30 protein-coding genes, 1 tRNA gene and 1 pseudogene are annotated in these 23708 nt (G+C 61.7%); 16 read left to right on the top strand and 16 right to left on the bottom strand.

Annotated elements, in window-relative coordinates; genetic code table 11:
• Positions 1-134 precede the first annotated feature (134 nt).
• Complete coding sequence (locus tag NL528_RS00665) at positions 135-551, top strand: hypothetical protein (RefSeq protein WP_309180846.1); 417 nt, start codon at positions 135-137, stop codon at positions 549-551.
• Positions 552-593: 42 nt separating this feature from the next.
• Here the strand turns inward: NL528_RS00665 and rplT are convergent, their stop codons facing one another.
• Both rplT and rpmI read right to left on the bottom strand, forming a co-directional pair.
• A complete protein-coding gene (gene rplT, locus NL528_RS00660; RefSeq protein WP_309180845.1) occupies positions 594-953 on the bottom strand; it encodes a 50S ribosomal protein L20 in 360 nt (119 codons plus the stop codon).
• Positions 954-1031: 78 nt separating this feature from the next.
• Entirely contained in the window at positions 1032-1232 is a 201-nt protein-coding gene (gene rpmI / locus NL528_RS00655) for a 50S ribosomal protein L35 (protein ID WP_100415670.1), read from the bottom strand.
• Between the two features lie 262 nt (positions 1233-1494).
• Between rpmI and NL528_RS00650 the strand changes: the two genes are divergently transcribed.
• Positions 1495-1917 carry a hypothetical protein gene (locus tag NL528_RS00650; RefSeq protein WP_309185292.1) on the top strand — a complete coding sequence of 141 codons (423 nt, stop codon included), beginning with the start codon at positions 1495-1497 and terminating at the stop codon, positions 1915-1917.
• Positions 1918-1990: 73 nt separating this feature from the next.
• On the opposite strand, the gene infC is transcribed toward NL528_RS00650, so the two are convergent.
• Positions 1991-2530, bottom strand: a complete 540-nt coding sequence (gene infC / locus NL528_RS00645) for a translation initiation factor IF-3 (protein WP_074272152.1) — start codon at positions 2528-2530, stop codon at positions 1991-1993.
• A gap of 271 nt (positions 2531-2801) precedes the next feature.
• Here infC and NL528_RS00640 point away from each other — a divergent pair, with 271 nt between their 5' ends.
• Positions 2802-3596: an alpha/beta hydrolase gene (locus NL528_RS00640; protein WP_309180844.1), complete on the top strand. Its 795-nt coding sequence runs from the start codon at positions 2802-2804 to the stop codon at positions 3594-3596.
• A 136-nt stretch (positions 3597-3732) separates the two neighbouring features.
• A pseudogene (locus NL528_RS00635) lies at positions 3733-4195 on the top strand (nuclear transport factor 2 family protein).
• 107 nt (positions 4196-4302) lie between these two features.
• Here the strand turns inward: NL528_RS00635 and NL528_RS00630 are convergent.
• From NL528_RS00630 to NL528_RS00620, 3 genes are all read right to left on the bottom strand, one after another.
• A complete protein-coding gene (locus NL528_RS00630; protein ID WP_309185290.1) occupies positions 4303-5097 on the bottom strand; it encodes an acyl-CoA thioesterase domain-containing protein in 795 nt (264 codons plus the stop codon).
• A gap of 132 nt (positions 5098-5229) precedes the next feature.
• Positions 5230-6438, bottom strand: coding sequence for a tRNA epoxyqueuosine(34) reductase QueG (gene queG / locus NL528_RS00625; RefSeq protein WP_309180843.1), 1209 nt, complete (start codon positions 6436-6438; stop codon positions 5230-5232).
• On the bottom strand, positions 6387-7079 hold the full coding sequence (locus NL528_RS00620) for a glutathione S-transferase family protein (RefSeq protein WP_309180842.1): 693 nt from the start codon (positions 7077-7079) through the stop codon (positions 6387-6389). Before NL528_RS00620 ends, queG begins: the two co-directional genes overlap by 52 nt.
• A 308-nt stretch (positions 7080-7387) precedes the next feature.
• On the opposite strand from NL528_RS00620, the gene NL528_RS00615 reads away from it, so the two are divergent.
• Positions 7388-8194: an undecaprenyl-diphosphate phosphatase gene (locus tag NL528_RS00615; protein WP_309180841.1), complete on the top strand. Its 807-nt coding sequence runs from the start codon at positions 7388-7390 to the stop codon at positions 8192-8194.
• Positions 8195-8350: 156 nt separating this feature from the next.
• Here the strand turns inward: NL528_RS00615 and NL528_RS00610 are convergent, their stop codons facing one another.
• Positions 8351-9316 carry a complex I NDUFA9 subunit family protein gene (locus NL528_RS00610; protein ID WP_309180840.1) on the bottom strand — a complete coding sequence of 322 codons (966 nt, stop codon included), beginning with the start codon at positions 9314-9316 and terminating at the stop codon, positions 8351-8353.
• Between the two features lie 147 nt (positions 9317-9463).
• Here NL528_RS00610 and NL528_RS00605 point away from each other — a divergent pair.
• Positions 9464-9550 (top strand) — tRNA-Leu (locus NL528_RS00605).
• A 99-nt stretch (positions 9551-9649) separates the two neighbouring features.
• Here the strand turns inward: NL528_RS00605 and NL528_RS00600 are convergent.
• The 4 genes from NL528_RS00600 to NL528_RS00590 form a co-directional block, all read right to left on the bottom strand.
• A complete protein-coding gene (locus tag NL528_RS00600) occupies positions 9650-10921 on the bottom strand; it encodes an MFS transporter (RefSeq protein ID WP_309180839.1) in 1272 nt (423 codons plus the stop codon).
• Between the two features lie 241 nt (positions 10922-11162).
• Positions 11163-11537 carry a hypothetical protein gene (locus NL528_RS00595; RefSeq protein WP_309180838.1) on the bottom strand — a complete coding sequence of 125 codons (375 nt, stop codon included), beginning with the start codon at positions 11535-11537 and terminating at the stop codon, positions 11163-11165.
• Positions 11534-11656, bottom strand: a complete 123-nt coding sequence (locus tag NL528_RS46870; RefSeq protein ID WP_375144120.1) for a TetR family transcriptional regulator — start codon at positions 11654-11656, stop codon at positions 11534-11536. Before NL528_RS46870 ends, NL528_RS00595 begins: the two co-directional genes overlap by 4 nt.
• Before the next feature lie 71 nt (positions 11657-11727).
• On the bottom strand, positions 11728-12111 hold the full coding sequence (locus tag NL528_RS00590) for a hypothetical protein (RefSeq protein ID WP_309180837.1): 384 nt from the start codon (positions 12109-12111) through the stop codon (positions 11728-11730).
• Between the two features lies 1 nt (position 12112).
• Here NL528_RS00590 and NL528_RS00585 point away from each other — a divergent pair, with 1 nt between their 5' ends.
• From NL528_RS00585 to ptsN, 8 genes are all read left to right on the top strand, one after another.
• Positions 12113-12448, top strand: a complete 336-nt coding sequence (locus tag NL528_RS00585) for an ester cyclase (RefSeq protein WP_309180836.1) — start codon at positions 12113-12115, stop codon at positions 12446-12448.
• A 131-nt stretch (positions 12449-12579) separates the two neighbouring features.
• On the top strand, positions 12580-13194 hold the full coding sequence (locus tag NL528_RS00580; RefSeq protein ID WP_309180835.1) for a ribonuclease D: 615 nt from the start codon (positions 12580-12582) through the stop codon (positions 13192-13194).
• A gap of 132 nt (positions 13195-13326) precedes the next feature.
• Complete coding sequence (gene lptC, locus NL528_RS00575) at positions 13327-14085, top strand: LPS export ABC transporter periplasmic protein LptC (RefSeq protein WP_309180834.1); 759 nt, start codon at positions 13327-13329, stop codon at positions 14083-14085.
• Complete coding sequence (locus NL528_RS00570; RefSeq protein ID WP_309180833.1) at positions 14082-14765, top strand: LptA/OstA family protein; 684 nt, start codon at positions 14082-14084, stop codon at positions 14763-14765. Before lptC ends, NL528_RS00570 begins: the two co-directional genes overlap by 4 nt.
• Before the next feature lie 209 nt (positions 14766-14974).
• Positions 14975-15991 (top strand): LPS export ABC transporter ATP-binding protein, encoded by a 1017-nt coding sequence (gene lptB / locus NL528_RS00565; protein WP_309180832.1) that lies wholly within the window; start codon positions 14975-14977, stop codon positions 15989-15991.
• Between the two features lie 92 nt (positions 15992-16083).
• Positions 16084-17757, top strand: coding sequence for an RNA polymerase factor sigma-54 (gene rpoN, locus NL528_RS00560; RefSeq protein ID WP_309180831.1), 1674 nt, complete (start codon positions 16084-16086; stop codon positions 17755-17757).
• Between the two features lie 78 nt (positions 17758-17835).
• Positions 17836-18435, top strand: a complete 600-nt coding sequence (hpf, locus tag NL528_RS00555; protein ID WP_309180830.1) for a ribosome hibernation-promoting factor, HPF/YfiA family — start codon at positions 17836-17838, stop codon at positions 18433-18435.
• 230 nt (positions 18436-18665) lie between these two features.
• Positions 18666-19127 (top strand): PTS IIA-like nitrogen regulatory protein PtsN, encoded by a 462-nt coding sequence (ptsN, locus tag NL528_RS00550; RefSeq protein WP_074272170.1) that lies wholly within the window; start codon positions 18666-18668, stop codon positions 19125-19127.
• 8 nt (positions 19128-19135) lie between these two features.
• On the opposite strand, the gene NL528_RS00545 is transcribed toward ptsN, so the two are convergent.
• Complete coding sequence (locus NL528_RS00545) at positions 19136-19654, bottom strand: GNAT family N-acetyltransferase (RefSeq protein ID WP_309180829.1); 519 nt, start codon at positions 19652-19654, stop codon at positions 19136-19138.
• A gap of 222 nt (positions 19655-19876) precedes the next feature.
• Between NL528_RS00545 and NL528_RS00540 the strand changes: the two genes are divergently transcribed.
• The gene (locus tag NL528_RS00540; protein WP_074272158.1) at positions 19877-21220 is read left to right on the top strand and encodes an IS1182 family transposase; all 1344 of its coding nucleotides are present in this window, start codon (positions 19877-19879) and stop codon (positions 21218-21220) included.
• Between the two features lie 52 nt (positions 21221-21272).
• On the opposite strand, the gene NL528_RS00535 is transcribed toward NL528_RS00540, so the two are convergent.
• Together NL528_RS00535 and NL528_RS00530 are read right to left on the bottom strand one after the other, a co-directional pair.
• Positions 21273-21617: a tautomerase family protein gene (locus NL528_RS00535; protein ID WP_309180828.1), complete on the bottom strand. Its 345-nt coding sequence runs from the start codon at positions 21615-21617 to the stop codon at positions 21273-21275.
• Positions 21618-21717: 100 nt separating this feature from the next.
• Positions 21718-22035 (bottom strand): MarR family transcriptional regulator, encoded by a 318-nt coding sequence (locus NL528_RS00530; protein WP_309180827.1) that lies wholly within the window; start codon positions 22033-22035, stop codon positions 21718-21720.
• A gap of 164 nt (positions 22036-22199) precedes the next feature.
• On the opposite strand from NL528_RS00530, the gene NL528_RS00525 reads away from it, so the two are divergent.
• On the top strand, positions 22200-22640 hold the full coding sequence (locus NL528_RS00525) for a tautomerase family protein (protein ID WP_309180826.1): 441 nt from the start codon (positions 22200-22202) through the stop codon (positions 22638-22640).
• 149 nt (positions 22641-22789) lie between these two features.
• Here NL528_RS00525 and NL528_RS00520 read toward each other — a convergent pair whose 3' ends face one another.
• Positions 22790-23056, bottom strand: coding sequence for a DUF1150 domain-containing protein (locus NL528_RS00520; RefSeq protein ID WP_074272175.1), 267 nt, complete (start codon positions 23054-23056; stop codon positions 22790-22792).
• A 50-nt stretch (positions 23057-23106) separates the two neighbouring features.
• On the bottom strand, positions 23107-23532 hold the full coding sequence (locus NL528_RS00515) for an Hsp20 family protein (RefSeq protein ID WP_309180825.1): 426 nt from the start codon (positions 23530-23532) through the stop codon (positions 23107-23109).
• Positions 23533-23708 lie beyond the last annotated feature (176 nt).

The raw sequence follows: 23708 nt of genomic DNA, 5'->3' as shown, positions 1-23708 counted from the left end.
AAAGGCGGCCGGTTGTCGCCGCTCCCGGGCCAAAACGTCAAGCAAAAAGCCTGTAACAGGAAGCCGGCGATCCGGCGCGTTTGAACCCTTATCCCGGGCGCCCTACCAAGATGAGTTCGATCAAGGAGTGCGCGATGCGTTTTGCTCCCTCGGTGGCCGTTCTGGCCGTCATTTTTTCGTTCAGCGCCGGTCCCGCGCTCGCTTCGATCTGTCTCGGCAAATCGATGACCCTCGAGGAGACCATCGGCGCGATCAACGCCACGCCGGGATGCGAGCGGGCGATGAAGCTGTTTCAGGACTGCGCATACAGCACCAGCGGCGATATCCATCTTGGCGCCGCCGTCGAGAAGAAATGCGAGGGCGATTTCCTGAGCCGCCTCAAGGCACCGCAAAAGCAAGCCTACCAGCGCGAGATGGGCGTTTGCGATCGAAAGTACCGGAACGAGTCCGGCACCATGTATCGCTCGTTCACGGCCTTTTGCCGGGCGGAAGTCGCTCAGCGCTACTCTCAGCGGGCACTAAAAGCCGCGAGGCCGTTGAAGCCCCGCTAGCGCTGTTGCCTCAGGCCGCCAGTGCCTCAGGCCGCCAGTGCCTCAGGCCGCCAGCGCGGCCTTGGCCTTTTCAGCGATCGCCTGGAACGCCGCCGGCTCGGTGATCGCGAGATCCGACAGCACCTTGCGGTCGACCGTGATGCCCGACTTGGACAGGCCGTTGATAAACACGCTGTAGGTCATGCCGAACGGACGGACCGCGGCATTGATGCGCTGGATCCAGAGCGCGCGGAAGGTCCGCTTCTTGCGCTTGCGGTCGCGGAAGGCATATTGCCCGGCCTTTTCGACAGCGGCCTTGGCGGCGCGAATGGTGTTCTTGCGGCGGCCGGAGAAACCCTTGGCGGCCTTGTAGACTTTCTTGTGCCTGGCGTGAGAGGTCACACCGCGTTTGACGCGAGACATGACGGATATCCTTGATCTGAAAATTCGGTGACGGATTGCCGCGCGGACGCGGCCGGCTCAATGGGATCGCAAGAACGATCAGGCGTTCGGCAAGAAATACTTCTTGATGTTGTCGCCGTCGGTCTTGAACAGCACGCGGGTGCCGCGGAGCTGACGAATCTGCTTCTTCGTCCGCTTGATCATGCCGTGGCGCTTGCCGCGCTGGGCGGCCATTACTTTGCCGGTGGCAGTTACCTTGAAGCGCTTTTTAGCGCCCGACTTGGTCTTCAGCTTGGGCATTTGGCTCTCCTGTTGCCGCACAAAAGACGCGCCCGAGGGGCGCTTTTGTGGCGAAAATGCTCGTTAGAGCGTTGAAAATGCTTGGCTATTTCCGAAATGAGACAGCCTGCATGGACATCGACACGGCAGCCCTTGATCAGCCGGGCGATGAAGGCAGGGCTTATGGCAGACCGAGAGCGAATTGGCAACGATGAACCGTGGAGCCCTCGACGGTGACGTAGTCATTGAAGTCGTTGTTGCGCGAGCCCGGAGCATGAAGAAAATGACCCATTTTGATCGATCGATTGCTCGATTTGCTACCTTTTCTAGTCTGCGGACCCTGCGATGGCTCCCGGTATGCGCGGTTCTCGCCGCGGTGGCGGCACCGGCTACCGCGGACGCGAGAGGGAGGGCTTCAGGCGCCTATGACGGCACCTGGAACGTGGTCTTTGCCACCACGCGGGGGAACTGCAGTTCAGGCTATAGCGTCCCGTTCTCGGTATGGCGCGGCCGCGTTTCGTCGGCAGGCGGAGGCCGGGTTTCGGGCTCGGTCAGCCGCGCCGGCGCCGTGGCCGTCAATGTGTCGGTTGGCGCCTCCAAAGCGAGCGGCGGCGGCCGGCTCGCTGGCAATAGCGGCGCTGGTTCGTGGAGCGGCATCATTACCGGTGATCGCTGCGCCGGCACCTGGCAGGCCACGCGAGGCTGATGGTTGGCAAAAGCAAGCGGCCCGCCAGAGGAACTGACGGGCCGTTGTTATTTCGAGCAATCACCAGTTCAAATCAGCGCGGCGCCAGCACCATGACGACCTGGCGGCCTTCGAAACGTGCGTCCTGCTCGACCTTGGCGTATTCGGCGACGTCGGCCTTGACCTTGTCCAAAAGCTTGGTGCCGATCTCCTGGTGCGCCATTTCGCGGCCGCGGTAGCGCAAGGTGATCTTGACCTTGTCGCCTTCCTCGAAGAACCGCTGCATCGCGCGCATCTTCACGTCGTAATCGTGATCGTCGATCATCGGCCGCAGCTTGATCTCCTTGATCTCGACGACCTTCTGCTTCTTGCGGGCTTCGGCGGCTTTCTTCTGCGCGGAATATTTGAACTTCCCGTAGTCCATGATCTTGCAAACGGGAGGATTGTTGTTCGGCGAAATCTCGACAAGATCCATGCCCGCTTCAAGGGCCATCTTGACAGCCACCACGGTCTCGACTGTTCCGTGGTTGGTGCCGTTCTGATCGATCAGCTGGATCTGCGCGTTGCGGATTTCATCATTGGTGCGCGGCCCATCTTTTGATGCGGTGGGCGGGGCTCTGTTGGGACGGCGAATGGGTAACTCTCCAAAGTTGTGAAGGAAGGGCTATAGTTTGAAGCAATACGCGTCGGCGGGCAAGCGAACTCGCGGCTTACGCGCGAAAACCGTCAAATGCGAGGCATTTTGGTCACGCCGGGCAAATAAAGCGCGACGGGATGTTCCGCAAGGATAGACCGCCATCGGGATCCGTTAAGCGATGGCGTGTGCTCATCGAAAAAGCAGCGGGCAAGAGTCGAGCAAGAGCCCAGCAAGAGTCCAGCAAGAGTCCAGCAAGAGTAGCTAAACCATGACCAATTCGGCTGTAATCGATCAGGAACCGGCCTTCATCGAGGTCGGGAAGGACGACGGCGGGCGCCGGATAGCGGTGCGCGCCCGCGCAGGGTCCGACCCCGGGCTGTTCTGGCTCGGAGGTTTCAATTCCGACATGAGGGGCACCAAGGCGCTGGCGCTGGATGCATGGGCTGCCGAACAGGGCCGCGCCTGCGTCCGGTTCGATTATTCCGGTCACGGCGAATCCGGCGGTGCCTTCATCGACGGCACCATCGGGCGCTGGCTGGAAGAAAGTGTCGCGGTATTCGAGCGGTTCTGCCGAGGTCCGCAGGTCGTGATCGGATCATCGATGGGTGGCTGGATGGCGCTGCTGCTGGCGCGCGAAATCGCCCGACGCGAGCCAAGCCACGCCTCGCTGGCCGGGCTGGTGCTGATCGCGCCGGCGCCCGACTTCACCGAACAATTGATGTGGAACGGCTTTTCGGAGGACATTCGCGAGGAGATCCGGACCAAGGGGGTGTGGCAGCGGCCGTCGCCATATGGCGATGGCGCGCCGTATCCGATCACGCGCGCGCTGATCGAGGAGGGCCGCAATCATTTGCTGCTCGGCAGCGCCATCGAGGTCGGATGTCCGGTCCGCATCCTGCAGGGCGCGCAGGATCCGGACGTGCCGTGGCAGCACGCCTTCGCGCTGGTGCACCGGCTGCCGAGCGAAGACGTGGTGCTGACCATGATCCAGGACGGCGATCACCGCCTGTCGCGCCCGCAGGACATCGCGCGGATCATCGCGGCGGTGGCGGAGATAGGGTAGACTCTCACCGTTAGTCACAGTGTCATCGTCCGCGAAAGCGGACGATCCAGTACGCCGCGGCCTATCGATTCATCTCACGTGCTCTGGAATACTGGATGCCCCGCTTTCGCGGGGCATGACGGCCGGGAGAAACGCCATGAATACATCAGCCATGCTCCGCGCCTTCTGCGATGCGGTCGAACAGCGCAACGGCAAGGCGTTTTCGGAATTGTTCACCGAGGATGGCGTCTATCACGATGTGTTCTACGGCGCGTTCGCGGGCCATAGCTGAAATGATCGACGACTGGTTCTATCGCACGGCCACCGATTTTCGCTGGGACATGCACGCGCCGGTCAGCGACGGCCATACCCTCTATGCGCGCTACACGTTCAGCTACCGCTCGACGCTGCCGGAGGCCAAGGGGGCGCGTGCGATGTTCGAGGGTGTCGCGATCATGACGCTGCGCGATGGCAAGATCGCGACATATCACGAGGTCGCCAACACCGCGCCCGGCTTCGTCGACATGAACTTCGCGCCCGAGCGGATCGCGAAGATATTTGCAAAACAGGGCGCGGCGCTGAAGGCTCGGCCCGAGATGGCGCGGCATTTGGTGGCGTGATTCTCTCTCACCGTCATTGCGAGCGTAGCGAAGCAATCTATGGCGCGGCATAACGGATAGATGGATTGCTTCGTCGCTGTCGCTCCTCGCAATGACGGCAGGAACTCTCACGGTGGCGGCGGATTTGTCATTGGCTTGCGTTGCGCAAGGGCTGCCACCGTCGACGTGCCGATCGGGCCCTTTTCGTCATAGAGCCAGCACTCTCCGATCGCGATGCCTTCCGTGGCATGATGGTTCACCACCTCAAACCCGATCCAGTTCGTCACCGGCAGGCGATGCAGATAGATCGTCACGTCGCTGTTGATGTAGCCGAGGCCCTGATCGCCGGCATTGGCGAAGGGGCTGGCGAAATCGGCGCCGGTGGCGACATGCACGAACGGCGTCATCGGCACGCCTTCGACGAGTTCGCGCACTTCGCTCATCCATAGCCGGCGCGGCCCGAGCGAACCCATGTGGCCTGCGATCGGCCGCGTGGTCCATTTGCCGTTCATGCCGAGCCTGGGATCGGTGGGTTTGGCAATGTCCGCCGGCTGCGGCACGTCCCAGTTCGGCGGCGACCACACATTGCCCGGTGCATTTTCCGTCTTGCGCAATAACTGACACGAAGCGCGCGCCATGCTGGTGCCGCCGGAGAAGAACTCGGCCTCGACCACCTTGATGCGCATCCCGTCACGGATGATTCTTGTCTCGACCTCGATCGGCGCCATTTTTGGCAGGCGAAACATGTCGACCGTCAATCGCGCCGGCACGAAATCGTCCGAGCCGTGGCGCTGTTCGATCTCGAAGGCCAGCAGGCCGATGATGACGCGGCCGTGCAGCGAGTTGGGGTCCCACGGCCCGTTCGCGACGAACGTGGGGATGAAGGCGTCACGGTCTTTGGTGAAGAAAGGCTGATTTTTCATGGCGCGCGACCATGGCGGAATTTGCGCGATGAAATCAAGGGTGCTGATCCTCATGGTGAGGAGGCGCGCCGCGCCGTCTCGAACCATGAGAGCCCGGCTCTCATCCTTCGAGACGCGCGCGAAGCGCGCTCCTCAGGATGAGGGACTGGCAGCGGTGCTTATGAGCTGCCATTCCTCTCGCACGCTGTCATCGGCCTCGGTGCCAAGCGTCTTCGCCGCCAACGTGCAAAACTTCTCGCGCCCCAGCAATTGCGACAGCGCCCATACCGCAGCACCACGGACCAGCGAGCTTTCGTCGCCGAGCAATCGCTCGGCCTCTTGCGCCAGGGCGGCCTGGTTCGAGTTGCCGATCGCAATCAGCACATTGCGAATAAAGCGGTCGCGGCCGATGCGCTTGACCGGTGATTTCGCAAACAGCGCGCGAAACGTCGTGTCGTCGAGCCGCGCCAATTCCGAAAGCTGTGGCGCACGCAATTGTTCGCGCGCCGCAAGCTTGGTTTCGCGGCCCTGCTGCGCGAACTTGTTCCATGGACATACGGCCAGGCAATCGTCGCAGCCATAGATGCGGTTGCCGATCGCTTTGCGGAACTCGTGCGGGATCGGGCCCTTGTTCTCGATCGTGAGATAGGAAATGCAGCGCCGCGCGTCGAGCTTGTAGGGCGCGGGAAACGCCGCGGTCGGGCAGATATCCTGACAAGCCTGGCATGAGCCGCAATGATCGATGTCGGATTCATCGCGCGGCAGGTCGGAGGCGGTGAAGATCGCGCCCAGGAACAGCCATGAGCCGAATTCACGCGACACCAGATTGGTGTGCTTGCCCTGCCAGCCGAGGCCCGCCGCCTGCGCCAGCGGCTTTTCCATTACCGCTGCGGTATCGACGAATACTTTCACGTCATCGCCCGTTGTCGCGACCAGCCATCGCGCCAGCGCCTTCAGGCGCTTCTTGATCACGTCGTGATAGTCGTCGCCTTGCGCATAGGCCGAGATCGCGCCGCACGAGCGTTTTTCAAGAATCTCCAGCGGATTTTCGTCGGGCCCGTAATTGACGCCGAGCATGATGATCGAACGAACGCCGGGCCACAGCACGCGCGGATCGGTGCGGCGCTCGGGGCTGGCGGCGAGCCAGTCCATGGAACCATGGCCACCCGACTCGAGGAACTCGCGAAAGTATTTTCCGGCGGCAGCGATTGCCTCCGGACCGGTGACGCCGATGCAATCGAAGCCGAGCGAACGGGCCTGGCGCGCAAGCGCGGTTTTCAGATCGGCCGGGGAAAGCTTGACGGTTTCGTTCAGAAGTCGAGGTCCACGTAGGTCCGCGATGCCGGCACGCCCGCCAGCCATTCGCTCAGGAGCGGGCGGAACGACGGGCGGGATTTCACCCGCGCGTACCACGCCTTTGCCGCGTCGTCCTCGCTCCATGGCACGTCGCCCAGATAATCGATCGCCGAAAGATGCGCCGCGGCGGCGAGGTCCGCGTAACTGATCCGGTCGCCGGCGAGATAGTTCCGCGTCCGCGCCAGCCAGCCGATATAGGTCAGATGATAGCGCACATTGACCTTGGCCGCGCGGATCACTTCCGCCGCCGGCGCGCCGCCGCCATCCTCTTCGCTCATGAAGCGCTTGTAGATGCGCTCGGTCACCAGCGGATTGGCGGCCTCCTCGAAGAATTTATCGTTGAACCACGCCATCAGCCGGCGCACCTCGACGCGCTCCGCCATCGAAGCCGGCAACAGCCGCCGTTCGCCAACCTCCAGGCCGTGCGCCTCGTCGAGATATTCGGCAATGATCCCGGCGCCCGGAATAGGAGGGAAGCCCTCGGCGATCAGCACCGGCGTCGTCGCCGCGGGGTTAAGCGCGAGAAATGCTTCGCGCCGTTCCCAGACCCGTTCCTCGACCAGCCGCAGATCGAGGCCGTATTCGCCAAGGACCAGGCGAATGAAGCGCGAATGCGGGCAGAACGGATGATGAAACAGCGTGTACATGAAGTCCTTGGGTTAGTTCGCGGTGCTTAAGAAACCCTCAACCGGATCCGGCCGCGTATCGAATGGGGGTCACTGGAGCTTGTTCAATTCTGTTTGAATCAGGGCCGAGGCTCCAGCCTTAGTTTTGACGCGTTTTCCTTACGCGAACCGGCATCCACCCCGATCAAGTCCGGGACAGGCTCTCGCTCGAAAACGCTATAGCCAAGCAAGCGCCCGAGGCAACCTGTGTTTGCCGTTTTTTTGCGATTGCAGCAAAAGGGGGAATAGGCGAGAAGAGCGCGGATTTTCCAGTCAAAATGGACCCCATCATGATGTCGGATACATTGAGGGCGGTAATTCTTGGCATCATCGAGGGTGTCACGGAATTTCTGCCGGTTTCCTCGACCGGACATTTGCTGCTGGCGCAACGCTTCTTCGGTCTCGGCGAAGGCAGTTTCTGGCAGACTTTTGCGGTGTTGATTCAGCTCGGCGCGATCCTTGCGATCGTCGTGATCTATTTCGCGAAATTGTGGCAGATCGCGCTCGGCATGTTTTCCAATCCCGCCGACCGGCGCTTCGTGATCGGCGTGCTGGTAGCGTTCCTGCCGGCGGTGGTCATCGGCCTGATCGTCGGCAAGTACATCAAGGAAGTGCTGTTCAATCCGTGGGTGGTGTGCTTTTCGCTGATTGTCGGCGGCGCGATTCTGCTGTGGGTCGATCAGCAGGATCACAAACCGCACGAACACGATGCCACGAAATTTCCGCTGCTGATGTATCTGTGGATCGGCGTTGCGCAGTGCCTCGCCATGATTCCCGGCGTGTCGCGCTCTGGCGCCAGCATCGTGGCGGCGATGTTCCTGGGCGCGGACAAGCGCGCGGCGGCGGAATTCTCGTTCTTCCTGGCCATCCCGACCATGGTCGGCGCATTTGCCTATGATTTTTACAAGAACCGCGCCGAGATGACGACCGATCACGTGGGCATCATCGCGATCGGATTCGTGGTCTCGTTCATCACCGCGATGATCGTGGTGAAGACGTTCCTGAATTACGTCACCCGCCACGGCTTCACATTCTTCGCGTGGTGGCGCGTGATCGTTGGCACGCTCGGCCTGATCGCGCTGGCGATGGGGAAGTAACACTCTCTCCCACGTCGTCCCCGCGAAAGCGGGGACGCATAGCAACGAATGCGTGTTGATTAAACACGCTGTGGCCCCAGCTCTGCGCAACACAAATAACGGTGTTTATGGGTCCCGGCTCGCGCTTCGCTTGGCCGGGACGACGGGTTGAAAAACCTACGCGCTCTTCTGGAATTGCCCGGCGGCGCGGAAGCGCCAGAGATATTGCGGGCCGATCGCTTCCATCGAGTCCGGCGCGATCCCGAGCCCTTCCAGCGTCAGCCCCGCGGCCTTTGCCGCATCGGAGACCACATTGTCGGACCGCAACAGCACCACCTGGTCCGGCGTCAGCTTCAGCGCGCCCGGCGCGAACTGCAGGAACAGCGCCTGGAGCTGGGCCAGACCGAACGGCAGCGGAATCAGCATGCGCTTGCGCTCGGTGATATCCAGGATGATTTCCATGATCTCGCGCATGGTCAGCACTTCCGGCCCGCCGAGCTCGTAGGTCGCGCCAGCCTTGGCCTTGCCGTCGACCGCATCGGCAACCGCGCTTGCGACATCGCCGACATAGACCGGCTGCAGTTTGGTGAGGCCGCCGCCGATCAATGGCAGCGCCGGCGACAGGCGGGCAAGCGCAGCGAAACGGTTGGTGAATTGATCCTCGGGCCCGAATACCACCGAGGGCCGCAGGATCGTGGCGGAGGGCACGGCCGACAGCACGGCCTTTTCGCCGGCGGCCTTGGAGCGCGCGTAGGCGGACAGCGAATTTTCGTCGGCGCCGATCGCCGAAACATGCACCATCCGGGCGCCTGTCGCGGCGGCCGCTTTGGCCACGGCGCCGGCACCCCTGGCCTGCACCGCCTCGAAGGTCTGCGCGCCGCCCGGGGCCAGAATGCCGACCAGGTTGATGGCGACATGGGAATCGCGCATCGCGGCCTCGACGGACGTCGGATAGCGCAGATTGGCCTGCACGGCGTGGATCTGGCCGACCCGGCCGAGCGGCTGCAGATGCCCGGCCAGTTCCGGCCGCCGCACTGCCACCCGGACCCGGTAATCGCGCTTGCAGAGCGCCCGCACCACGCTTCGCCCGATAAAACCCGATCCGCCATAGACTGTGACGAGCGTTTCGAGGTTCGATGCCATAGGTCAGTTCCTGCCGGTCAAATTCGGTCGATAATGGGCATATTTAGCGGATTCGCGATACGCCATCATGTCAGCGCTGTACAGACCATTTGGACCGCAGTTTGCCAATTTGACAAGCGCGCCACCGGTCCTTAGTAACCGGCCCGGGCCCAGGTGGCGGAATTGGTAGACGCGCTGGCTTCAGGTGCCAGTGGCTTAACGGCCGTGAAGGTTCGAGTCCTTTCCTGGGCACCATTTTGCGCGGATTCGCGCAGAATGGTGCCGCCGCCCGGCGAGTCACGACCGCCGCCGTTTTTGGCGACCGGGTCGCCGCCGCAAGCCCAATCCCCTGTCTCAGACAAATCGCCTGCCGGCCCGCTTCGCGATCGGCTTCTGCACAAAGTACATCGTGATGAGCGAGACGATCGACGTCGCGACGACGATGTAGCCCAGCCAATCGAAATGCCGGAGCGAACCGTCCGGATTTTGCGCGATGATCGCTGCGGCGAAGACGGACCCGAGCCCGCCGGAGAACTGCTGCAGGGAAGCGCTGACCGCGCTGAACGAGCCGCGTTGACTGGCGTCGGGTATCGCCGAGATCAGCGCCTGCGACGGGATCATGCGCGAAAAGATGCCCACGAACATCACGACGTTGACGATGATCGCGGTCGTCAATGTGACCTGACCGAGGTGGGTGTAGATCAGCACCATGACCACCGACACCGCGCTGCCGAACATGAAGGTGGGAAACTTGCCGAAAGCGTCGCTCGCCCGGCCGACCAGCGGCCCGATGAAAATGCTGAACAGGCCGGAGACGAGGTAGATCGTCGGCAGATGCAGGATGTCGATCCCGAGATTATGCACGGTGTAGGCGCTGCCGTACGGCATCAGCATGAACCCGCCTGTCGCCAGCAGTGTCGTCACCGCGAAGGCCAGCGTGTAGCGCGGTTGTCCGACGGTCGCGATCAGGTGCCGAAAGGCGTTTTTGTCCTGCTTGAGCCCGAGATGCGCGTTCACCGGCTGCATCACGAACACGACGGCCGCCATCGTCGCGATCGACAGGCCGACGATCGCTCCGAAAGCTATGTGCCAGTTCCAATGGTTGGCGAGAAAAAGGCCGGCCGGAATGCCGAGCACCTGGCTTGCGGCGAATGCGGTTTGAACGAACCCCATCACGCGGCCGCGCAAATGTAGCGGAAAAAGGTCGGTGACGATGGCGAGCACGACGGAGCCGATCACGCCGCCGAACAGGCCGGTCACGATTCGGCCGAGCAAAAGCAAATGATAGTTCGGCGCCAGCGCGCAGAGCAGCGTTCCCAGCGTGAAGCCGACATAGAACAACAAGAGAAAGCGCTTGCGGTCGAATCGATCGGCGAAGCCGGCGGCAAGGACGCCCGAAATCCCGGCGCTGAACGCGTAGGCCGAAACCGCCACGCCGAATTGGCCGGCGGTAATGTCGAGTGCGGGCATCAGGATGGCGCCGAGCGGCGACATGATGATGAAGTCGAGAATGATCGTGAATTGCGCGAGCGCAAGCAGCGCAATGAGGAGTGACTGGTAGCGTGAAAAACCGCGCTCCTGTTCCTGCCGGTCGTCGATGGGCGTGGCCAAAGTTTGTTCGGTCATGCAGACTCTTTTTTGTGGCGGGGAGAGCGGAGGTGCGGCCCGCCGGCGGGTGCGATGCTTGCCCGCAACAGATAGGGTGGGTCTCGCGCGATTTCACGAGGCTGGCACACTGCAAAGTTTCGCGTCGGCATGCTTGAGAGGGAAAAATGGACGAGAGGGTCCAACGCAACGTATCGTAATGATGCGGCGCAAGGTTCCGAACGGATGCGATCTTGTTATTTCGATGACGTGAGAAGAAGTTTCAGCGCCTGCTCGGCGCGGTGTAGCGGCGCGGGGCTGCGGTAGGTCCGCGCCGGCAACAGCGCGCCTTCGACCTGGCTGAGCACGATGGTCGCAACAGATCGGCTTCTTCCGCCGTCATACCGAAGCGCTCCAGGCCGCGCTTGATTTCGCTCTCCCATTTTTGAAACGCGGTGCGTGTCGCAGCGGCGAGCACCTCGGATTGGGCGGAGGTTTCCAGCGCCGTGGTCGCAATAGGGTAGCCTTCCCGGTAGTCGGAGCGTTCGAGGTCCGCGGTCATGCCGCGCACGATCCGCACCAGAAAGATTTCGGCGCCCTCGGACGCTTCGGCAGCCCTTGCGATGCCCTCGCGCACGGCCTCGCCGGCCAGCGTCAACGCCGCCTCGCCGATCTGCTCCTTGCCCCAGGGAAATGGAAATAGAGCGACCCGCGCGGCGAGCCTCCGGCGGCCAGAATGTCGTGCAGCGCGGTGCCGTGATAGCCCTGCTGGCGCAACAGTTTCGCCGCAGCCGCCAATGTTTTTCCTTTGGAATCAGTAGCTTTTGGCCTGCAAAAAAATATCAATTTCAAATCGGTATGTTGACCTTCATAATATGTAGGTCAACATACATACAACCGAAATCATCGCTGCCGCCGGTCTCCCAACCCGCTTGCGGAGGTTCGATGTGAAAAAGTCGCTCGATCTCGCCGCCATCGTTCTGGCAGCGCTGCTGCTGTTGGCGTTCGCGGTTCTTTCCATTCGCGGAATGACGGTTCCCGAACTGGCTTCCGCGCGTTTCGGCGCGGAGGTCACCGACCCCGCCGGCGCGCTGTTCTATCGGGTCTATCTGTCCCGCAATTTCGTTATTGCCTTCGCCGGCGCGATTTTCCTGGTTTCGCGGCAATGGACGCCGCTGGCCATTCTCGTGACGGTCACCGTGGCGCTGCTGTGGCGGCGGAGAAGGAAACATCGTGACTGTTCTAACCGAGCCAACAGCCCGCGCCATCATCGCACCCTGGTACAGCCTGTTCAATGTTGCCGGCCGCGGCGACGTCAAAGCCAATTTCGCAAACACGATTCCGGACATGAAATTCGACATCAAGGAAGTGCTGGTCGCAGGCGACCGCGTCATCGTGCGCGGCGAAGTGACGGGCACGCCCGCCGGCGAATTGTTCGGCATGCCGCATAGCGGCAATAGCTTTCGAATCATGGCCGTCGATATCCAGACCACCCGGGACGGCAGAATCGCGAAAACCTTCCACATGGAGGACTGGCTCAGCGCCATCGGCCAGCTTCGCGCCAAATAGCCGCCCGCCGCCGGAAAATCGCGCCGATATGGCTGTTTTATAGCGTCCGGGGCGTGCCTGCCGCTCGCCTCACGGGGCTTTGGACGCTAGTGTCTCGCGTCGAATCGACCAAAGACACGAGGCTTCAATTCATGACCATCCGCCTGCATCGCGGCGACCTGCCCGATCTCTCCCGCTACAAGGAATCGGTTGCGATCGATACCGAGACCATGGGGTTGCACCCGCATCGCGACCGGCTCTGCGTGGTGCAGATGTCGAACGGCGACGGCAGCGCCGATGTGATCCAGATTCCGAAGGGGCACGCCGACGCGCCGAACTTGAAGGCGCTGCTCGGCAATCCGAACATCACAAAAATCTTTCACTTCGCCCGCTTCGATCTCGCGGCACTCTACAACGCCTTCGGCGTGATGCCGCAGCCGGTCTACTGCACCAAGATCGCCTCCCGCCTCACCCGCACCTACACCGATCGGCATGGCCTGAAAGACCTGGTGCGCGAGGTGCTCAATATCGACCTGTCGAAGCAGCAGCAATCGAGCGACTGGGGCTCGCCAGCTCTCAGCGAGGCGCAACTGGCCTATGCTGCTTCCGACGTGCTGCATCTCCATGGCCTGCGCGAACGGCTCGATGCCATGCTGGCGCGCGAGGGCCGCACCGAACTGGCAAAAGCCTGTTTCGAATTCCTGCCGACCCGGGCCAGGCTCGATCTGGACGGCTGGGAGGCCGAGGACATTTTCGCGCATTCGTAACCGTGACCGTTAGAAAGGCCGCCGGGGGTCGTTTCCGCCCCGTTTCCGTCACACTGCTGAGACCACGTCCGGGCTGCACAGTCAGGCAATGCCGGGTACAATGGCGGGATCGTCTCGCGCTTTGGAGCAGCGGTGAACTCGATACAGAACCCAGCCTACCTGATCGGACTGGAGGCGCGCTTTGCCCGCGCGGCGCGCCACAGCCGGATGGTGCGGCTGTTGCGCATCGCGGTTCCGGCGGCGGTCGTCCTGGCGCTGGCGGGCATCGTGCTGGTGTCGTCGGTCCTCAACCCGTTCCACAACATGCAATTCTCCAAGCTGCCGGTCGACATCGGAAATCTCGTGGTATCCGGCACCAGGGTCACGATGGAATCGCCGCATCTCGCCGGGTTTTCGACCGACCAGCGGCCCTACGAAATGTGGGCCAAGGCCGCGATCCAGGATCTGACCGATCCCGATCACGTCGAACTCAAGACGTTGCGGGCCAAGGTTTTGATGGAAGACAAGTCGACGGTGACGATGGACGCGCGCACCGGCTACTACGACAGCAAGCAGCAAATGCTGGACCTGCGCAAAGATATCTTCCTGCAATCCTCCACCGGCTATGAAGCCCGCATGTCGCAGGCCTATGTCGATATCAACAAGGGCACGGTGACGTCGGACGAACATGTCGACGTCAAATTGCTCAACGGAACGCTCACATCAGACAAACTCAGGATTCTCAACAGCGGCGAGGTGGTGCGGTTCGAAGGCAATGTCGTGATGAACCTGGACAAGCTGGGTGACGATAGCGCGTCCGGCCAGCCCGCCAACGAACCCGCTGCACCTGAACCTGCCGCGCCGCAGCCGAAGACGCGGTCGGTTGCCGCCAAACCGTCCCATACGAAATGATTTTCAAGATGAAGTTTTCTTCGCGCAGTTTTGCGGTAGCGGCATTCGCACTCGCGCTGATCGCCGGCGGCGAAGCCTGCGCGCAGGGTGCCGTGTCGGGCGTGCCCAACGCGATGCAGGGCTTTTCGCAGAACAGAGATCAGCCGATTCAGATCGAGGCCGCTTCGCTTGAGATGCGCGACAAGAAAAAGGAAGCGACGTTTGCCGGCAATGTGAAGGTGGTGCAGGGCGATACCACCATGACATCGAAAACGCTGGTGGTGTTCTACGATTCAAGCTCGTCGTCAGCCACGCCGCCGGCAAATTCGAAGGGTACGAAATCCGCTCCGATGCAGTCGGCAACACCCGGCCCGGGCGGCAGTTCGTCGATCCGCCGGCTGGAGGCGAAAGGCAGCGTGGTCGTGACTCAGAAGGATCAAGTGGTGACCGGCGAAACCGCGATTTTCGACACCAAGGAAAACCTGATCACGATGCTCGGCGGTGTGGTCCTGACCCAAGGCAAGAATGTGTTGCGTGGCGACCGGCTGAAGGTGGACATGGCGACGGGTGTGTCCCGGGTGGAATCCGACAGTGGACGCGTCCAGGGCCTGTTCCAATCGTCAGGCCAAGGTGGGCCGGCAATACCCGGAGCACCGCTTTCCGCAGCCCCAGCCCCGGGCGGCTCAAATAAACAGAAATAAGATCAGTTACTTAAATACTATGTTGCGACCGCGAGGTTGAAGCGGGCGGCGCGACCCTGTATCTACTGGGGCGGCCGGGTTGGATATCCGCAGCAGGGGATTGAGGCGGATCGCTGGGCAAGGGGCGCCCATTAATTCATGGTTCGCGAGCGAATCGAATCACCGCGGATGGGTCGCGGGATCACCGTGAAAGGCTTAAGCGAAGCGGGATGGTGGACATTCTCGGCATCTTCCGTCGACGTCCTGCGAAACGCGGTCCGGCAGGATTTGCGCGCTCGCGGGACGACATCACCGCGCTTGGCGACTCCTTCGGCGAGATGTTGACGAGCCCGGTGCGCGACGCGCCGCCGATGGCCCGCACCGCACCGGTGCCCGGGCTGGATCTGCCGATCCCGCAGCCGACAGCCGAACCGCCACGGGCGGAAGCCCCGCGTCCCAGCCCCAAGCCCGGCAGGCCTGCGAGCAAGACCAATGGCGCCGCGGCGCCGCGCCTGATCAAGCGGCCGGGCTATCTGGCTGTGCATAGCGTGGAAAAGAGCTTCGGCACCCGCCAGGTCGTGCGTGGCGTCAGCATCTATGTCCGGCGTGGCGAGGCAGTCGGATTGCTTGGGCCCAATGGCGCCGGCAAGACTACGGTTTTCTACATGATCACCGGCCTCATCAAGGCCGATCGCGGCGCCATCGAACTCGACGGCCACGACGTCACCAAGCTGCCGATGTATCAGCGGGCGCGGCTCGGCATCGGCTATCTGCCGCAGGAAGCCTCGATCTTTCGCGGCCTGACCGTCGAGCAGAATATTCGCGCGGTGCTGGAAGTGGTCGAGCCCTCCAGGAAAAAACGCGAGGCGGAACTGAATTCGCTGCTCGATGAATTCAACATCACGCGCTTGCGTAAAACACCGTCGATCGCGCTGTCCGGCGGTGAGCGCCGCCGCGTCGAAATCGCGCGCGCGCTCGCTACGCGTCCCAATTACATGCTGCTCGACGAACCCTTTGCCGGCATCGATCCGATCGCGGTCGGCGACATTCAGGACCTGGTCCGCCACCTCACCAATCGCGGCATCGGCGTCTTGATCACCGACCACAATGTGCGTGAAACGCTCGGCCTCACCGATCGTGCCTATATCGTCTATGCCGGGGAAATCTTGACCGAGGGAAGTCCGGATGAGATCGTTAACAATCCGGATGTACGCCGTCTTTACCTTGGCGAGGAATTCCGCCTGTAGCCCATTTTTAGCATTCGTCAAGCCGTGTACATCGGCTCCGGACTAATATAAGCAAGAATCGGACCAACTTTCAGGGAACGGTTCTTGCCTCCATGGCGCTAACGCAAAGACTAGAGTTCCGACAGTCGCAGTCGCTGGTGATGACGCCGCAGTTGATGCAGGCGATCAAGCTGCTGCAGCTGTCGAACCTCGACCTTTCGGCGTTCGTCGAGGAGGAACTGGAACGGAACCCGCTGCTGGAACGCGCCAATGACGGGCCGGAAGCCCCGGTCGCGGGCGAACCCACCCAGGAGCGGGCCGACGAACGGGTGGAATTCTCCGAATCCGGCGATTCCGACAGTTTTGGCGACGATTCCGGCGCCGAACATGCCGCGGGCATGGCCGGCGGCTCCGCCGGCGACAGCTTTGAGCCCGGCCAGGAAGAGTGGATGAACCGCGATCTCGGCACCCGCACCGAGATCGAGCAGACGCTGGATACGGGCCTCGACAACGTATTCTCCGAGGAGCCCGCCGAGGCGGCCGCGCGTGTCGCGCAGGACGCGGCGCCGACCGCCTATACCGAATGGGGCGGCGGCGCCTCCAACGACGACGACTACAATCTCGAGGCCTTTGTCGCCGCCGAGGTCACCCTTGGCAGCCATCTCGCCGAGCAATTGTCCGTCGCTTTCACCGAGCCGGCGCAGCGCATGATCGGGCAGTATCTGATCGATCTGGTCGACGACGCCGGCTATCTGCCGCCGGATCTCGGGCAGGCCGCCGAACGGCTTGGTGCGCCGCAGCAAGACGTCGATGCCGTTCTCGCGGTGCTGCAGAAATTCGATCCGCCCGGCGTTTGCGCGCGGGGCTTGAGCGAGTGCCTGGCGATCCAGCTGCGCGAACTCAACCGCTATGACCCCGCCATGCAGGCGCTGGTCGAGCATCTCGATCTCCTGGCCAAGCGCGACATCGCGTCTTTACGAAAACTCTGCGGCGTCGACGACGAAGACATCACCGACATGATCGGCGAGATCCGCCGGCTCGATCCAAAACCCGGTTTGAAGTTCGGCTCGGCGCGGACGCAAACCATGGTGCCGGACGTGTATGTGCGGCCGGGTCCCGACGGCGGCTGGCATGTCGAACTCAACAGCGACACGTTGCCGCGCGTGCTGGTCAATCAGGTCTATTATACCGAGCTGTCGAAGACGATTCGCAAGGACGGTGACAAATCCTACTTCACCGATTGCCTGCAGAATGCGACCTGGCTGGTCCGCGCGCTCGATCAGCGCGCCCGCACCATCCTGAAAGTCGCGACCGAAATCGTGCGCCAGCAGGACGGCTTCTTTACTCATGGTGTAGCGCATTTGCGGCCGCTCAACCTCAAGGCGGTAGCGGACGCGATCCAGATGCACGAATCGACGGTGTCGCGGGTGACCGCCAACAAATACATGGCGACCAATCGCGGCAGTTTCGAACTGAAATATTTCTTCACCGCCTCGATTGCGTCGGCCGACGGTGGCGAGGCCCACTCGGCCGAGGCCGTCCGCCACCACATCAAGCAATTGATCGATGCGGAAGCGCCCGCCGCGATCCTCTCCGATGATACGATCGTGGAACGATTACGCGAATCGGGCATTGATATCGCCCGCCGCACCGTTGCGAAATATCGCGAAGCGATGCGGATTCCTTCGTCGGTGCAACGCCGCCGTGACAAGCAAAGCATGCTCGGTAACGCCCTCTCAGCCCCTGCCGCATCCTCCGACCGGTCCCGCGATACCGCACCCGCCTGATTGCGTTCGCGTCAAATCGCGCGATAGTGTCGGTTCCCTTCCAGAGTGGTCGAGGCATCAAAGCAATTGAGGCACCAAATGACCCTTCGAATCTCGGGAAAAAGCATCAGTGTCGGCGAGGCGCTTCGCTCGCGCGTCAGCGAACGCACCGATGAGGTGCTGCGCAAATATTTCGACGGCAATTATTCCGGCCATATCACGCTGAGCAAGGATGGCTTCGGTTTCCGGACCGATTGCTCGCTGCACCTGGATTCCGGAATCACGCTCGAGGCCGATTCCAACGCCACCGACGCCTATTCCAGCGCCGACCAGGCGCTTTTGATGATCGAAAAGCGCCTGCGCCGCTACAAGAGCCGCCTGAAGGATCGCTCGGCCCGCAAGACCTACGCCGTTACCGAGGCGATGGCCGGGATGACAGCGGTACTCGACGCGCCGAGCTATGTCATCGAGGCGCCGGCGGAAGGCGATGACGATGTCACCGCCTACAGTCCCGTCATCATTGCGGAGGCGACCACCGCGCTGAAACGGCTTTCGGTCAGCGAGGCGGTCATGGAGCTGGATCTGACCGGGGCCGCCTGCCTCGTGTTCCAGCACGGCTCGAGTGGCCGGGTGAACATCATTTACCGGCGCACCGACGGCAATGTCGGCTGGGTCGACCCCCCGGCGGTTACCCCCTGACATATATGCCTGTAAGCATTGACGCCCGAAAAACCCCTCCCTATGGTCCGCCGCCCCTTAAGGATAGGGCCCGGAAACGGGCTCTCGGGAGTTGGCACCGGTCATGCGTTGGAGTAGAAGCCCCCAAATCGGGACCCCGGCCTAAGCCCGCCTCCCGTCTCATCTTCTTGACGCCGCCGCACTAAAACCTATCTCGCACCCTGACGGTTCAATTCACCTCGGAACGCCCCATGACGATTACCGATCTGGTCGCACCCGAGGCGATACTCCCGGCGTTGAAGGTCATCAGCAAGAAGCAGGCGTTGCAGGAACTTAGCGCCCGGGCCGCCACCTTGACCGGGCAGAACGAGCGCTCGATTTTCGAGGTGCTGCTGCAGCGGGAGAAGCTTGGAACCACGGCCGTCGGCTATGGCGTCGCGATCCCCCACGGCAAGCTGCCCAAACTGGAAAAGCTGTTCGGGTTTTTCGCCCGTCTCGAACGCCCGATCGATTTCGAGGCGATGGACGGCCAGCCGGTCGACCTCGTGTTCCTGCTGCTGGCGCCGGAAGGCGCGGGCGCCGATCATCTGAAGGCATTGGCGCGGATCGCGCGACTGCTGCGCGACCAGGACGTCGCCAAGAAGCTGCGCGCCTCGCGCGACGCCCAGGCGATCTATTCGGTGCTGGCTTTGCCGCCGGCGAGTGCGGCGTAAAGCTTCGATCAGCCATGCGTGGAGGCAGTTGAGGAAGCGGTCAGCGCGCGAAGTGCACGCGACAAATACCGCACCGTCTTGCGGTCGTTGTGGATGCTGGCGCTACCCACTTCGACAAATCCCAACGCGGCATGAAATGCGTCCGATTCCGGGTTCGGAGGGCGCGTGTTGACTTCGCAGACGATTCGATCGTGTCCTGCCCGCACCGCATGTTCAAACAGATCCAGGTAAAGCCGTCGCGCGCAGCCGCGCTCGCGCGCGGATGATGCGACCACGACCCGGTCCACGTAAACGAAGCGCGGATACCGCACGCGGAACCAGAGGAAATTGGGACTGTCGTATCGGGCATCCTGGTCGAGGGCGAGGATGAACGCATCCAGATTGCCAATTCTTCGCGCGAGGAATGCCTGTTTGACGAGATGCTGGAGCCGCTCCGGCTCAAGCCGGGACAGTTCCGGCGCATGGGCGTTGTTGAGGACGAGCAGCATCTGCCCGAGCGGCGCGGTCGGCGAGGCGTCCACGCCCATGATGGATTGAAGCTCACCGTCTGTCATGTGACCCGTCCAGCGGCGTAGCCGTTCAACTTCCTAGAGCATGATCCGGAAAAGTGGAGACCGGTTTTCCGAAAAGATCATGCTCAAACAAAAAGATAGAGCGGGATGACGATTCGAAGAAAAGTAATCGCGCTCTAGGAGCCTGTCCGAATAGTGGCTGTTCAATTCTGAGCGAGTCTGATTCAACCTTGGGCGATGAGCAAGTATTTTCGCCCCTGGAATATCGATCAGACGCTGCTTCTGCCGCCGAATGTGCAGGACTTCGTGCCGAAAGGCCATGTCTCGCGGTTTATCGTTGAACTGGTGCGGGAGAGCCTCGATCTCAAGGAGATCACGGGCAGCTATGTGAGCGGGCTCGGGCAGCCGCCGTTCGACCCGCGCATGATGGTGGCGCTTGTGCTGCACGGCTATGCGAGTGGGCTGTATTCATCGCGGCGGATCGCGAAGGCCTGCCGCGAACGGAATGATTTTGTAATGATTGTCGCGCTCGATCCGCCGGATTTTCGCACGATCAGCGACTTCCGCAAGCGGCATTTGAAGGCGCTCGGCGCACTGTTCCTGCAGGTTCTGAAGTTGTGCGAGACGGCAGGGCTGGTCAAACTCGGCCATGTCGCGCTTGATGGCACGAAGATCAAAGCGAACGCGTCGAAACATAAAGCGATGAGTTATGAGCGCATGAAGAAACGCGAGGCGGAATTGAAAGCCGAGGTCGCTCGCATGCTGGCGGCCGCTGAGGCGGCGGATGCTCAGGAGGACGAGACTTTCGGCAAAGACAAACGCGGCGACGAGCTGCCGGATTGGGCTGGCGACAAGGAGAAGCGGCTGGCGAAGATCCAGCAGGCGATGGCGGCGCTGGAGGCCGACGCCAGGCTGGCCGCGGAGGAAGAGCGTCGCATCGAGGCCGAAAAGGAACAGCAGCGCCAAGCCGAAGGCCGCAAGAAGCCGGGCAAACCGGCGGCGCCGGCATCGGACCAGCCTGATCCCAAGTCGCAACGCAACTTCACCGATCCGGAAAGCCGCATCATGAAGTCGAAGGATGGCTTCGTTCAGGCCTATAATGCACAGGCCGCCGTCGACGCAGGCGCCCAGATCATTGTCGCGCACGAACTGACGCAGTGCGGCAACGATCAGGGCCAGCTGGTGCCCCTGATCGAGGCCATCGAGAACAATCTCGGCCGCACGCCGGAGCAGGCCTCAGCGGACTCCGGCTACTGCAGCGAATCCAATCTCGAAGCGCTCGAAGCACATCGCGTTGACGGCTATGTCGCGCCTGGACGCGCCAAGCACCCGACAGCCGCGAACGGAAAAATCGGCGGACCGCTGACCCAACGGATGCGAAAGAAGATCGACGATGGCGGCTTCGAAACGCCCTACCGATTGAGAAAGCAAGTGGTCGAACCGGTCTTCGGACAGATCAAACAGGCGCGCGGCTTCCGCCAGTTCCTGTTGCGGGGTGTCGAAAAAGTGCGTGCCGAGTGGGCCATGATCTGCACCGCCCACAACCTCCTGAAGCTGTTCACCCTCGCAAAGGCTGCCTGAGCCGGCTAACATGCCAATAAATGCCCGTCGCAGCACCTATCTGGACGGACTCCTAGGTTGGTGCGTACTGCATTTCGCCGTTGCCAAATGACCAATCCTCCCGCGCCGAATCGATCAAATTGATGAACACGTCCTGCTTCCGCACGCCCGCTCGCGCGTGAAGATCGTCGGCGATCTTGCGGTAAAAGGCCTTTTTCACCTCCGTGCTTCGTCCTGCCACCCAGAAAACCTGGATAAAAATGATGCCCGCCGTGTAGTCGATTCCAAGATAGCCTTCGGATGGGTAGATCAGCTGCCCGGCGGCGTGACGGGTGATGATCTGGAATTTGTCGTGTTGCGGCACTTTGGCAATTTCGATCATCGCGGCGTAAACGACTTCGCCGATTACCTGGGCCAATTCCGGTGTCGCGGTATTGCCGATATCTATTCTTACCAGAGGCATGGTGGACCTTTCGATGGATCGGCTGGGTTGAAGGCGCCTTAAGGCTGTGCAAGCTTCAAACCTGTGCTGCCTTCCGGTTTAGCTTCGACTGAATCGCGTAAACGGCCGCTTTTTCATCGCCGAGCCGCGCCTGCATCGTTTGCTGCGCTTTCGCCCAAAGCGGAAGCGCCTTTTCAAACCTCGTCCTGCCCTTGGCGGTCAAGCTGACGATCTTGCTGCGCTCATCCTGTCCCCCGGACAGCTGCACATGGCCGGAGCGTTCGAGCACTTTCAGATTTCGGCCGAGCGTGCTGCGATCGAGATCGACAATACGCGCCAGCTTGCTGATCGTCGGCTGCCCCGCTTCCGATATCCGGCGCAGCAGGCGGAACATCGTGATCTTCAGACCTGACGGCTCAAGTGCCTCATCATAGATCTGCGTCGCCGCCAGCGCCGCCTGTCGCAAGGACGTGCATAGACAGGGATCATCATTCATATTAGGGGTATATACCCGTATATGTGTGCCGTCAACGAACCATCCATGACAGGGAGATCAAAATGCCGACATATCACTGCACGTCGCCTGCCGGCCTGCTCGACGCAGGCAAGAAATCGGCGATCGCTGCCGAAATCACGCGCATCCATAACGCGGTGACCGGCGCGGCGTCGTTCTTTGCGCAGGTGATCTACACCGATGTTGCCAAAGGCAACCACTTCATGGGCGGCGCGCCGCTCGCATCGGAGCAGATCTTCGTTCACGGGTTCATTCGTGCCGGCCGCAGCGTTCCCGACCGCCAGCGGCTCGTGACCGAAATGGTGACCGCGATCGCCGATCTCTCGGGACTTACGAAGCGTCTGGTGTGGGTTTACGTGACTGAAATTCCGGCCAGGCAGATGGCCGAATACGGCCATATCCTTCCCGAGCCGGGCGATGAGAAAGCCTGGCTGGACGGGCTTCCGGCAGAAGACCGGGCCTACATGAACTCGGTTGGCAAATAAGAATGCGCGCATGAGCGTGACGCGGTTCCAAGACAATACGGGCGTCTGTATCCGGCCAAGCCGATCACAGACGCCCGCGCGCCTCGAATTCTGATGTAGCGCACTGTCAGCCGCGAACGGCTACAGTCAGTGACACCGGCAAGCCCAGGTCAGTGGACGCTGACGGCCTGCAGCTCGTTGCTCCATGCGTTCGCGACCGCCGCTTCGCGGCTGTCGGTCAGCATGATCGGCGTACCGTCGGCGGCATGCAGCGCGAAAAGCTTCAGTCCCGGCGCGATCTTCGGCGCCTGGGGAAACAGTCCCGGCACGTCTTCGGAACGGACTTGCTTTACATAGGCGATATGACCCTCGCCCAGATGGGCCAGCGCCTCGATCGTGACGCTTTCGGGTTCGAACGTCGTACTCACTTCACTCATGGTCTCGACTCCTCTGTCAGACTAAGCGGTCGAGTCCGCTCCTCGTTCCATTATTCATGTTCATTGATAGCAATTGTCTTAACGACCCTTTCAGGTTCCGGCCTGGCAAGGTCGATCGACAACAGCCCGTTTTTCAGATCCGCGCCCAGCACCTGCATCCCCTCCGCCAGCACGAAGGTGCGCTGGAAGTGGCGCGCGGCGATGCCGCGATGGATGTATTGCCGGGCCTTGTCGTCCTGCTGGCGGCCCCGGATCACGAGCTGGTTTTCCTCAATCGTTACATCGAGTTGGTCGCGGGTAAATCCCGCCACCGCCAGCGTGATGCGTAAGCGTTCGGGCTGGCCGTTATTACGGTCGCACCGCTCGATATTGTAGGGCGGGTAACCGTCGGCGCCTTTGACGACGCGATCGAGCGCACGCTCGATTTCGTCGAATCCCAGCAGGAACGGACTTGATAACGAAGGAACACGAGACATTACAAAGTCCTCTCGAAGCGACTTTGAGGGGCCCTTACGGCACCCCATTCGACTGGATGACGGTCCGCCGTCCGGTCACAAGGGAATATGGGGTTGATTCGGATAGGGTTCAAGCCTCTGTAGAACCGCGACAAAATGACCAAAAAGGTCATTCCGGGGCACGTCGAAGACGCGAA

The sequence above is a fragment of the Bradyrhizobium sp. Ash2021 genome (assembly GCF_031202265.1).
GTDB lineage: Bacteria > Pseudomonadota > Alphaproteobacteria > Rhizobiales > Xanthobacteraceae > Bradyrhizobium.
Note: the sequence above shows the minus strand (reverse complement) of the source record. Positions and strands in the feature narration are given on the sequence as shown.